8 protein-coding genes are annotated in these 11,766 nt (G+C 53.2%); 1 reads left to right on the top strand and 7 read right to left on the bottom strand.

The features are described from left to right. On the top strand, positions 1-1,038 hold a 1,038-nt coding region (locus tag P3C52_RS05130; RefSeq protein WP_275554118.1), incomplete at its 5' end, for an amino acid aminotransferase. Between the two features lie 42 nt (positions 1,039-1,080). Here the strand turns inward: P3C52_RS05130 and P3C52_RS05125 are convergent. The 7 genes from P3C52_RS05125 to cmoM all read right to left on the bottom strand — a co-directional run bounded on the left by P3C52_RS05125 (position 1,081) and on the right by cmoM (position 11,723). Then, positions 1,081-1,710 carry an MBL fold metallo-hydrolase gene (locus P3C52_RS05125; RefSeq protein ID WP_275554117.1) on the bottom strand — a complete coding sequence of 210 codons (630 nt, stop codon included), beginning with the start codon at positions 1,708-1,710 and terminating at the stop codon, positions 1,081-1,083. A 49-nt stretch (positions 1,711-1,759) separates the two neighbouring features. Then, on the bottom strand, positions 1,760-2,308 hold the full coding sequence (locus P3C52_RS05120) for a YcbK family protein (RefSeq protein ID WP_275554116.1): 549 nt from the start codon (positions 2,306-2,308) through the stop codon (positions 1,760-1,762). Between the two features lie 185 nt (positions 2,309-2,493). Further along, positions 2,494-4,299 (bottom strand): L,D-transpeptidase, encoded by a 1,806-nt coding sequence (ldtD, locus tag P3C52_RS05115; protein WP_275554115.1) that lies wholly within the window; start codon positions 4,297-4,299, stop codon positions 2,494-2,496. Between the two features lie 147 nt (positions 4,300-4,446). Further along, the gene (gene mukB, locus P3C52_RS05110) at positions 4,447-8,925 is read right to left on the bottom strand and encodes a chromosome partition protein MukB (protein ID WP_275554114.1); all 4,479 of its coding nucleotides are present in this window, start codon (positions 8,923-8,925) and stop codon (positions 4,447-4,449) included. Continuing rightward, the gene (gene mukE, locus P3C52_RS05105) at positions 8,922-9,638 is read right to left on the bottom strand and encodes a chromosome partition protein MukE (RefSeq protein WP_275554113.1); all 717 of its coding nucleotides are present in this window, start codon (positions 9,636-9,638) and stop codon (positions 8,922-8,924) included. Before mukE ends, mukB begins: the two co-directional genes overlap by 4 nt. Further along, positions 9,619-10,941 (bottom strand): chromosome partition protein MukF, encoded by a 1,323-nt coding sequence (gene mukF / locus P3C52_RS05100; protein ID WP_275554112.1) that lies wholly within the window; start codon positions 10,939-10,941, stop codon positions 9,619-9,621. The genes mukE and mukF overlap by 20 nt, the downstream gene beginning before the upstream one ends. Then, positions 10,938-11,723 carry a tRNA uridine 5-oxyacetic acid(34) methyltransferase CmoM gene (cmoM, locus tag P3C52_RS05095; protein ID WP_275554111.1) on the bottom strand — a complete coding sequence of 262 codons (786 nt, stop codon included), beginning with the start codon at positions 11,721-11,723 and terminating at the stop codon, positions 10,938-10,940. Before cmoM ends, mukF begins: the two co-directional genes overlap by 4 nt. Between the last annotated feature and the right edge of the window lie 43 nt (positions 11,724-11,766).

Genomic DNA, 11,766 nt, shown 5'->3' with positions numbered 1-11,766 from the left:
GCCGAGCAATATCTGCTGGAAAACGAAACCACAAAAAATTACCTCAGCATTGATGGCCTGGCAGACTTTGCTCGCTGTACTCAGGCCTTACTGTTTGGCACGGATAGTGCAATTATCAGCGCCAAACGCGCTCGTACAGCCCAGACGCCTGGCGGCACCGGCGCCCTGCGCGTAGCCGCTGATTTTCTGGCAACTCAGACCAGCGCGAAGCGCGTCTGGATCAGCAATCCCAGCTGGCCAAACCATAAAAATGTATTCCATTCCGCTGGCCTCGAAGTGTGCGAATACGATTATTATGACGCTGCGAATCACCAGCTTGATTTTGACGCTATGCTTGCCAGTCTGCGTGGCGCAAAAGCGGGTGACGTAGTGCTGTTCCATGGCTGCTGCCATAACCCAACCGGCATTGATCCAACGGCAGAACAGTGGGCTCAACTGGCGGAGCTGTCTAAAGCGAGCGGCTGGCTGCCGTTATTCGACTTTGCCTATCAGGGCTTTGCACGCGGTCTGGAAGAAGATGCGGAAGGTTTACGTATTTTTGCTGCCAGCCATAGCGAATTGATTGTCGCCAGTTCCTATTCCAAAAACTTTGGCCTGTATAACGAACGCGTGGGCGCTTTCACGCTGGTTGCCGCTGACAGCAGCGTCGCGGATACTGCCTTCAGCCAGGTAAAATATACCATTCGCGCAAACTACTCTAACCCACCCGCTCACGGTGCCGCCGTTGTTGCGACTATTCTTGGCAATGACGCGCTGCGTGCAATTTGGGAGCAGGAATTAACCGACATGCGTCAGCGTATTCATCGTATGCGCCAGCTGTTTGTTAATACCTTGCAGGAGAAAGGCGCTAACCGTGATTTCAGCTTTATCATTCGTCAAAACGGCATGTTCTCTTTTAGCGGGTTAAATAAAGATCAGGTTATTCGTCTGCGCGAAGAATTTGGCGTTTATGCCGTCAATTCAGGACGTGTTAACGTGGCAGGTATGACGCCAGATAATATGGCGGCGCTGTGCGAAGCTATCGTGGCGGTTCTGTAAGTTCTGCTGTAAAAAATGGGCCAGGCGGCCCATTTTTTATAATCAAATTAAAAAAGGATTACTGATCCGTTCACGTCCCAGGGTTGACAGAGGGCCATGGCCAGGAATAAAGGTAATATTATCGCCCAGCGGCAGTAATTTATTTTTAATAGCATCGATCAGGGCCTGATGATCGCCCTGCGGAAAATCAGTTCGGCCTACGCCGCCGCTAAAAATCACATCGCCGGAAATTAATAAGCGCCCTGCACGATCGAAAAAGACGATATGGCCAGGTGTATGACCAGGGCAATGTAAGACTTCCAGTCTCGTATTACCCACCTGTACGCTTTCACCCTCTTCCAGCCAGCAATCGGGGACCAGTGGCGCGCATTCCGCCAGTCCAAACATTTGACTCTGCACCGGCAGCGCCTCCAGCCAAAACGCATCCTGCTTATGCGGACCAATAATCTGCACGCCATAATGGGCAGCCAGTTCAGCGGCTGCGCCCACATGGTCAAGATGTCCATGGGTAAGCAGCACTGATTTTACCGTAACGTTCTGCGCTTCAACCTGTTGTTTAATCAGTTCCGCATCGCCGCCCGGATCGACTAGCGCCGCCTCGCGCGTTTCACTACACCAGATCAACGAACAGTTCTGCGCAAATGCCGTAACGGGAATAATATGATAATCCATAAAGCTCCATGACCCGCCCGGTCAAAAAGCCGTCGGGGTATTCTCTGCATTACCAGTGGCGCACCGGCCCGGTATCAATATGCACAAAGTTACTACGTGGATAATATCCTACACCACCAGCACGCATTTTCAGCGCCGCTTTACGAATATTGCTCAGAGAAATTCCTTCAATATGAAAATCCATGGCTTGCCCAAGCGTATGGTAGCTATGTTTCGCCACGCCGCTGCCTTTTTCACGCAGCATATTATTGGTCGCTAATGAGCGGTAGCCAGAAATAAGCTGTACGGGCTTGCGAGTTTCCAGCATGGCCTGGAGACGATAAAGCTGATCAAACAGACCGGGATCGATACTCTTAACCTTATTAGCCCGATAATCACGGAAAAAATGATTCAACCGCGCCAACTCATCCTTATCGTAACTTTTCCCATTAAAAAACTCGGTTTTAAGGGTTTCACCGGTATGAAGATTATTAAGCGTAAGTATACGAGGGCGAGAAGTCGAAACTGAGGCAAGAGCTGAACCTGGCAGCAGCGCAAGCCCAGCTGCCGCACCACCTAAAACCAGCAGCTTACGACGTTGTGAATCAAAATTAGCCATAAAATGCGTTTACCTGCAAAAAGAAAGCGAAGCGTGTAAAAAGTACACAAGCCCGCACCATAACCGCCACTTTTAAACACGTCAAGGTACTAAACGGCAGTAATGTGAAGATAAACGGAGAAGGGATATATAAGACGATAGCCTGCAATTGCAGGCTATCGGAGAAAAGTTTAACGAATCAAGGATTAAAGCATGAGCTGACCGGCCTGAGTCAGGATACGCGTACCTGACTGAGCGGTAGTATCATAATTGTAAATATCTGTGCGGAACTGTGTCATACCATCATCGGATACCCAGGCGGTAAGATAAAAGAGATTGACCGGGATCCGGTGTCGAATCGGAACGTAACGGGTGTCGCCCTGCTGCAGGCTGCTGGAGATACGCGCATTATTCCAGCCGGCATCCTGTAACAGCAAATTGGCCAGTTCTGAGGCTTTATTAACGCGTACGCAGCCGGAACTCAGCGCCCTTATATCCTTCTGGAAAAGATTATGGTTCGGCGTGTCATGTAGATAAATGGCATCCGAGCTGGGCATATTAAATTTGAAGCGTCCCAGGGAGTTATTGGCGCCGGGAGCCTGGCGAATTCGATACGGGAAAGTTGCAGCGGAAACCATGCTCCAGTCAATCATGCTCGGATCGATAACTTCTGCATCATTACTCCAGCCGGAAAGTAATGTATACCCGTGCTTATACAGGTAAGAGGGATCGCGTTTCACCTTAGGAATAATATCCTGACGTACCAGCGTAGTGGGAACATTCCAGGGCGGATTTAATACCACGTTATTTAAAGCGCTACGCATCAGAGGCGTCTTACGATCGGGACGCCCGACAATGACACGGGAAGAGAGAATTTCATTGCCGTTGGCGTAATAGACCAGCGAATAGTTGGCAATATTGACCATAATTCCATTGCGCATATCATCCGGCAATAAACGCAGACGTTGTATATTCAATGCCAGCAGCGAGGCGCGCAACTGAGGTGAAACATTTAGCCACTCCCGCGTGCGTGGGCCAATGGCGCCGTCAGCCTCAAGCCCTTGCCAGCGCTGAAAGCGTTTAACGGCTTCGATTAGCGTTGGGCTATAAATATTGCTGCTTGCTGCCACCGGCTGTGAAGGCGCAACATTACCCCGATTAGTCGGCGTAGAGGTAGCCATATCAGTCACGTTAGCTGCCGAAGGACTGACGGTAAAAGATTGATCGCTGTGGCTGACATCCGAAGTAGCAACGGCATCCTCATCAGGTGCCGGTACATCTTCAGCTTTTAACATACCGGTACGCTGCAAAATCTCTTCAAGCGCAGGCACATCATCGCTTACCTGCCCAGGCCGCAGCGTCTGCTTATCTTTCAACTGTGGCCACGGACGATTATCCGCCAGCAGCTGTTTTAACGCTTTATGCATAGGTGCATATTGCGGATGTTGAGGAGCCAACGAATTCACGAAGCTGGCTAAATTGCCGTTATCTACTGCCGACAGCCATTGATTGGTTACCGAGAGCGGCGGCAATGCCATTTTGTAAGGTACGCGGCTGTAAAGCCAGTTCTCGCCCTGCTTCGGCACGTTAGCGACAAATTGCAGATAACCGAGCATAGCGTCCGACAAAATAATATCGCGCGCCATACCGGTAATATCGGAACGGGTTAATAACTGTACCCACTGAGTAAACTGCGGCTGAACACCTGAGATAGCGACTTCGGCCAGCTGTTGTTGAAAATGCTGTACTGCCTCTCTGTCCTGCCATACCGGCTGCATATGGCGCGCAGCATACAAGGAGGCCAGCGTGCCGGTATAGAATGGTTTAACGCCTTGCGGTAATGCGGCCAGCATTTGCTGTTGGCTCGCCGCAGCGCTCATGGTTTCACTGGCCCGTTCTCCCGGCACGGCCGTAATAATAGCCGCTTCAGCAGTACATACCTGTAACAGGCTGATTACGATAGCCCAGGCCAGCGTTGTTTTTTTCAGTGCCTTACATTTTGCCAGCAACATCCTTGCCCCCTGCCAGTTTTGGTTCACGGTTAACAAACCGTCAAGATTGTTAATTATTATAATAAGTATATAAACGAACAACGGCATTTGTCTCATAGAGCAAATGCCGTTGATTAGATTAAACGCGGGGCAACAGTTTTACCACATTTATACCTGCGTTTTTTCGTCCTCCAGCTGGTCCTGCCCGGAAGGCGATGTCGTTGCGCCAGGCAGCGGATCGGCAGAGAAACCTCTCAATCCAACAACATGGACATGTTCAGTATTATTAAAGACCTTACGCACCAACTTATAGGTGGTGCCTTTCTCCGGACTGATATTTTCCGGCGCGGCAATAATAAGCTGCATTTCCAGACGTTCGCAGAGTTCAAACAGGGTAGCAATAGACTTGGCGTCGAGACGCGCGGCTTCATCAAGAAACAGCAGGCGGCACGGGCTAATATCTTTACCACGCAGACGGCGCGCCTCTTCCTCCCAGCTCTGTACAACCATCACCAGAATAGACATCCCGGTACCGATCGCCTCACCGGTTGAAAGCGCCCCGCTCTCAGCACGCAGCCAGCCGTCCGAACCACGGTTAACCTCAACTTCCATTTCCAGGTAGTTACGGTAATCCAGCAACTCTTCGCCGATGGTTTGTGCCGTGCGCTGTCCCATATCAATCTGTGGATTGAGACGCTGCCAGAGCTTCGCCAACGCTTCAGAGAAGGTAAGGCGATTGCTGTTAAACAGATCCTGATGCTGCTCATGTTGTTCAGACAGCACATCCAACAACGTCGCATGACTTTCACGTACGTTCACATTCAGGCGAACGCTGCGTACCTGACCAAAGCTAACGCTTTGCAGCCCCTGGTTAAGCTGACGAATGCGGTTTTGCTCACGCTGAATGGTTTTACGAATAATGTTCGCTACGCTGCGCGAGCTGATAGCCAGCATCTGCTCGCGTGCGGTCAGCTCCTCAGTCAGACGGCTCAGCTCGATTTCCATCTGTTCGATAGCTTCAACCGGATCGTCGGTACGGATGATGTCCTGACGAATACGTTCGCGCAGATGTTGATACACGGCGATAAAAAACTGAATTTTACGCTCAGGCCGCTTTGGATCCTCCGAAAGGCGCAGCACATCACGCAGGTGTTCATTATCGGCCACCGCCAGACGCAGCGCGCCCAGCGCTTTATCCGACATTGAACGTAGCTCATCACCGCCCAGATAGGCCAGTTCACGGCGATGCAGTCGGCGTTCGACGCCATTATCTTTCACCAAACGCATCACAGCGCACCAGCCTGCCTTAGCGGTCACGACCTGTTCACGGCTGATATGGTAATCACGCTCCAGGCGACGCAGTTTCTTCTGCAGGCCATCCATTTCCGCTTCGCAGAATGTCAGCTGTTTTTCCAACTGATTGCGGCGAGAACGGTTATGGCTTAAGGCATTATGCAGCTCATCGCGACGTATTCTGGCGCGCTCTTCAGCACTGGAGTCCGCCTGGACGCCAATCTCCTGCATCTCCTGTTGCAACTCTTTCAGCATATCGCGCTTGGCATCGTAAGCGCTTTTTAGCGAAGCCAGCACCTGCGAATACTGCGTCAGTTTTACCTGATGCTCGCGCAACTGTTCACGCGCCCGCGCACGTTCCGCTTCCGCATGTTCCAGACGCTGACGCAGTTTTTCATTTAGATCGCTGTTGCCGGTAAGCATACCGGCGGAGTCCGCATAGTTAAAATGTGCGCGACGCTGCACGACTTCGGTGATAGCAAAGGCCTGCTGTCGCGCTTCGCGCTGTGCCTGCTGCGCCTGCTGATAATCAGCTTTGAGCTGCTCATGCTGTTGCGGATCGCTTTGCAGCACCGACAGCAGCGGTTCCAGACGCGCCAGGTGATTGCCGTGCTGTTGAATAAAGCGCGCGGCTTCCTGCGCTTCGCTTACCAGCTCACGCAGCTCTTCACAACGATCGGCCAGCGTCTCATCAAGGAGCAGACTGACGCGCGGCAAAAGGCGGTTCAGCTGTGCCACGCCCTCTTTCGCCTGCTCGAACTGCTGACGATGCTGCTGGTTTTCGCTTTCATGAGCGTTTAGCGCACGTTCGATTTCCCCACGACGCGCGTTTAGCTGACGAATTTGCGCTTCCGGATCTTCTTCAAACGCGACGGCCAGGTGGCTGCCGATAAAACGGCTAAAGGACTGATGCAGGCGCTGCGTTTTTTGCACGTCAAACGAGAGCGTGGCATAGGTTTCCGCCAGCTGCTCGCGTTCGGCATGTAACAGCTCCAGCTGTTTTTCACGGGCAGCGCGGCCAAACAGCGGCACCTTAGGAAAACGCGAGTAGCGCCACTGGCGCTCGGCAACCTTCACAACCACCGCTTTTTCCAGCTCTTCCGTGCTGAAAACGCTGTCATCAAAAGATTGCGGATCCCCTTCGATCAGATAGAGATCTTCCGGGCAATCTTCCAGGCCGTCCAGCTGTTCGCGCACCAGTGAAAGATCGGGCACCACGATGGCATGACGAGACGGCCCATACAGCGCCGAGAAGTAAGGCGCGTCTTCCAGCGTCACATCATCGTAAATTTCTGAAAGCAGCACGCCGCCGAAACGCTCCGCCAGCGCATTGAGCCGCGGATCCTCTGAACCACCGGGCTGGCTTAAGCGCTCAATTTGCTGTTCTGTTTCACGCTTGCGCGCCGCTATTTCATCACGCTCAACCGTGGTTTCACGCTCGCGTTCCAGCAGCTGCTGCATAAATTCAGTCACCTGCTGGCTGCTTTCCAGCGGCTGGCCGGTCTGCTCGCTAAGCTGCGTCAGAATCTCCTGCGCTGCCAGCCAGTGCGGCGCACGGGCGGTCAGCTGCGCGATCCGTTCGCGTACCTGCTCCAGCTCCTGGCGCATCATCATGCGCTGTTCGCCAGCGTCCGCTACGCTCTGTCCAAGTTGCTCAATGCGCGCTTCCAGCTCCTGCTGCAACGCCTCAAGCTCGTGAGCGTCGTACTGCTGGCCCTGACGTTTGCAAAATTCATTAAGCAAACGCTCAGCTTCATACTGCTCGCGCAGACGCTGTTCCATTTCGGACAGGCGCATACGCAGCGAGGCAAGCTGATCGGCCTGATGGCGCTGGTTAGCCGCGTCACGCAACAGTTCCCGTCCGGTCTGCCAGGCTTCGCTGCGACTGACCGGGCCGGCAATTTTACATACCAGTTCGAACGCCTGTTCGAACTGGCTGTGCGCCGCCTCAGCAACGCTCATTTTCTGCTCAAGCAGCAACAGATTTTCTGTCGTTTCCTGCTCGCGCGCCTGGAATGTTTCCTGCCACTCTTCCGCGTTATCCACGTTCAGTTCAGGCAGACGGCAAATCTCCTGGGCGCGCTGTAACGCCTGAAGCGCCTGCTGATACTGAATAGCACGCGTTTGCTGGACATCCAGCGCCTGCTGGTAATCCGCCAGCTGGCTTTTTAGCTCATCAACTTCCAGCTCCGCCGCTTCCCGACGCGCCTCATTCTCTTCCTGGATTTCCCGCGCTTCGGTTACGACCTCGTTCTGCTCTTCCAGCCGATAGGTCAGCTCGTCAATATCGGCCTCATAGCGCTCGATTTTCTCCTGCTGACGCACCGCTGTTTGCACCAAATTAAGATGGTCGCTGGCAGCCTGATAATCGGTTTCCAGATCGCTTTCGGCCGCGCTGTGTTCCGCCAGCTCGCGCGCCATTTCAACGTGGCGGTACTGTTCGGCAGCCAGTTGCTTACGGCTGGTAAACAGATCGTTACGCAACGCCAGCGCGCTATCCAGATGAATGCGGCGCTCGTTAGCGTGGCGCATATAATCCGCCGCCACATAGTTGGTCGCTTCAGAGATCAAATGCTTAAACAGGTCGCGGTCGGACTGGGTAACGCGAATCGCCTCCAGCGTCATGCGGTTTTCGCGCAGCGCCGCTTCCATATCCTGAAACGCTTTGCGCACGCCGCTGTTTTCCGGCAGCAGGTAATCGCGCAGCGAGCGGGTAATAGCGCTGGAAATCCCGCCGTATAGCGAAGCTTCAATCAGGCGATAGAACTTGCTGCGATCGCTGGCCGAACGCAGACGACGCGCAACGATGCCCAGTTCAAACATCAGGCTGTGGTAATCAGTAATGGAGTTGTACTGTTTAAACTGCACCCCTTCCATCGCCTCAACGCGATCTTTCAGTTCGTTAAGCGGCAATACGCGCGCCTGACGGGTGCCTACGGTTTCCGTCAACATTTCCGTAGGATGCAGCGCGGTCGGCAGGCCGTGAATGCTGAAAGGACGAATATCCACTTTCTTATCGCGTCCGGCGACCTGTTGCAGGCGCACGCCGACAATCACCCGCTGATGGCGCGAATTGACCACATCCAGCACCGAGTAACAGACGCCGGGCCGCAGTTTGCCGTGCAGCCCTTTGTCGCGCGATCCGCTGGTGGAACCCGCTTCGGTTGTGTTACGGAAATGGAGCAGTGTCAGATCGGGGATCATTGCCGTAATAAAGGCCGCCATCGTCGTGGATTTACCGGCACCGTTACCGCCGGAGAGCGTGGTGACCAGATTATCAAGCTCGAAGGTGCGTGCAAAAAAACCATTCCAGTTAATCAGCGTTAGCGAGCGAAACTTACCGCGTTCAATCATTCCTCTTCATCCTCCGCCGTTTCTGCCTGGCGTTGCTGCTCATCCTGTTCTTCCACACTGCTTTCCGCTGTTTCGAGCGTCATGGCTTCGCCAACGCGAATCATGCGCAACTGTGCTTCACGCGGATCGTCGCCGCTGCGCACATCGGCGCCAAAGCGAAAGACGGATTCCATAATGCGGAATTTACTGCTGTCGTTGCCCATAAACCACACCATACCAAGACGGCGCAGGCGGCTCAGCGAAGCGCGCATTTTTTCCTGCAGTTTTTGTCGATCGAGATCGGAGCCCGTTGAGCGCTGGTTAACGACTTTTAGCAATTTGCCCTCATCCGCCAGGCTCAGTAGCTCGTCATAAAGCTCCTGCTGGGTAAAAATCCCTTCGTTTGCCAGACGCTCCGGGCTGAGATAGAGGTAACAAAGAATTTTCCCCACCAGCATATCCAGTTCGGAAAGTACCGAACGCGGAATGAGTGTAGTGGAGCGCGGACGCAGATAGAAAAACCCTTCCGGCGCCCGCACCAGCTCTACGTTGTAGCGGGCATAAAACTCTTCAAGATATTCCTGGTAATCCATTAGAAAGGCATGGTTGTCCAGCTCTTCAATACCTATATGTCGTCCCGCACGCAGCTGGCTGTCCAGCGCGGGAAAAAGCGGATTCGCCAGTGCCTGTGCCAGTTTAACCGGCATCACTTGTTCAATATTTGTCGATGACATGTGCCTGCACCTTGGCTCCGTAATCATTAATGGGCTGCCATTGCGCCGGCAACCCTGAGAAATCAGCTTCCGCCACGCCTAAACGCACCGCCTGGTCGACGACAATGCGCGCCACGTCGAAATGACGAGCCCGTGGATACTGCGCCAGATAATCCCGCATCACCTCGGCAAGGTTAAGCGGTTTATTTTCCGCTTTGTAAATTTGCAGCGCTTCTTCGATCATCGCTGCAAGCTGTTCGCGGATTTCATTAAATTCTTCGTATTCCAGCTCAGAAGGCAGCTCGCCGGTTACCTCTTCATCGCGCAGCGTCATCTCTTCATCGCGCATATCGAACAGGCGATCGGCATTGGCATAGGTGAGCGCCCAGGGCTGTTCGAAATAGTTCTGAACCGACTGGCGTAAACGCTGCGCGAAAACGCGGTTTTTATCCATATCGATCGCGGTACGAATAAATTTATGAACGTGGCGGTCATAACCTATCCACAGGTCGATTGCCTGCTGGCCCCAGCTGATAATACGATCGAGTTTGTTCTGCAGATCGAACACCAGCTTATCGACAAAGCCGAGATCCGGGCTGCCGAGCGTGGCATCCTGAATGCGCAGCAGATTGGCCTGGAGCTTATCGCCCGCGGCTTCCAGCGTATCTTGTAATTCACGCAGGGTGCCGGAGGTTTCTGAAAGCAGCAGTTCACAGCTGGAGATAGCCGCCCGCCAGTCCTGATTCAGCAGTTCAGCGATGTCATTTTTCACCGTTTGCTGCTGCTCATCCATCAGACGCTGGGTTAAATCGATGCTGTCAAAGATTTCCGCAACGGAATATTTGAGCGGCGCGAAAACGTTGCGATGCCAGTGAAATTCATCACCGTCCTCTTCCGCCGCATCCGCCGCGCGTTTGAGTTCCTGTGCGACAATAGAGAGCTGCATCGAGAGACGCAGAGTGGAAAATTCGCGCTGGCGGATATAGTAATCGGTAATGCCGATCGCCAACGGCGTTAAACGATAGATCGCGTTGCCATCCGCCAGCTCGCTGGTAAAGCGATTAAGCAGACGCTGGCGAACCATATCGTTAATCGCGTTGTTTGCGCGTACCACCACGGTTTCATGGCTTTGCTCAAAGGCTTTACTGACGTGCCGAAACGCATCGATCAGCTCACCTTCGCTCATTTCGCCATCCATACGCTCGCTGTTTAACGTGGCGATAGCCAGCAAAAACGCCAGACGTTCGGTAGGTAACGAAACGGAAAAATCGTTTTTCCGCGCCCAGGAAACCAGTTCCGGGACGGTCTGGGAAAAATCACTCATAGTAAGTCCTTCGGGCCGGGTTTGCGCGCCGTGACATGGATATAACGCCCCAGGCTGATAAAAGGTTCCTGACGGCAATATTGGGTTTCCATTGCCAATAGCCGATCAAATTCATCTGTTCGTCGTTGTTTATCGTGCATGTAATCGTGAAATACCCGAATACCGGCGCGGCGTTCAATAATAAATCCGCAGGATTGCAGCCACTGATAGACCTGGTGAGGATCGCGCGGATAATCAGGCGAAAGCGTTTTCTTTTTACCTTTCTTCATGCCTGCTTCCAGCCAGCCGAAATTACCATGCGCTACCGTACTCAATATCTGCCCATGCAGATTAAAAAACATCAGCGATAATATACCGCCCGGCATCAGGGCATCATACAACGCCGTCAGGACCGCTTCAGGCTCGGCGACCCATTCCAGCACAGCGTGAAACAATACCAGATCTGCAGGCTTATCCAAATGTTGCGCCACCTGCTGAGCGCTAATTTGTTTAAACTGCATGTTGGCAATCACATTTTGCTGCTCTGCATTGGCACGGGCACGCTGCAACATCTCACCGGAAATATCACACAGCAAAACCTGATGGCCGCGCGCTGCCAGCCCACAGGCGACTTGCCCCTGACCACCGCCGACGTCAAGAATGCGCAGCGGCCGCTCCGGGAGCGTGCCTAACAGCGCATCCAGTTCCTGCCACAGGATCGCCTGACGGATACGCCCTTTAGTGGTACCGTAAATGTTTTGCGCAAATTTATCTGCAATATCGTCAAAATTACGATCCTGCATGCCTCAGCTCCGGTGGATTGCAGTTTCAGGGCGTCTATTTTGT

It is taken from the genome of Mixta sp. Marseille-Q2659 (assembly GCF_940807255.1).
Lineage (GTDB): Bacteria > Pseudomonadota > Gammaproteobacteria > Enterobacterales > Enterobacteriaceae > Mixta.
This window is presented reverse-complemented; position numbering and strand designations above follow the sequence as displayed.

What these genes read in the sequence shown, in the direction of transcription:
- cmoM (WP_275554111.1), bottom strand. Translation starts at nt 11,723, where the DNA reads ATGCAGGATCGTAATTTTGACGATATTGCAGATAAATTTGCGCAAAAC.
- mukB (WP_275554114.1), bottom strand. Translation starts at nt 8,925, where the DNA reads ATGATTGAACGCGGTAAGTTTCGCTCGCTAACGCTGATTAACTGGAAT.
- mukE (WP_275554113.1), bottom strand. Translation starts at nt 9,638, where the DNA reads ATGTCATCGACAAATATTGAACAAGTGATGCCGGTTAAACTGGCACAG.
- mukF (WP_275554112.1), bottom strand. Translation starts at nt 10,941, where the DNA reads ATGAGTGATTTTTCCCAGACCGTCCCGGAACTGGTTTCCTGGGCGCGG.
- P3C52_RS05125 (WP_275554117.1), bottom strand. Translation starts at nt 1,710, where the DNA reads ATGGATTATCATATTATTCCCGTTACGGCATTTGCGCAGAACTGTTCG.
- P3C52_RS05120 (WP_275554116.1), bottom strand. Translation starts at nt 2,308, where the DNA reads ATGGCTAATTTTGATTCACAACGTCGTAAGCTGCTGGTTTTAGGTGGT.
- ldtD (WP_275554115.1), bottom strand. Translation starts at nt 4,299, where the DNA reads ATGTTGCTGGCAAAATGTAAGGCACTGAAAAAAACAACGCTGGCCTGG.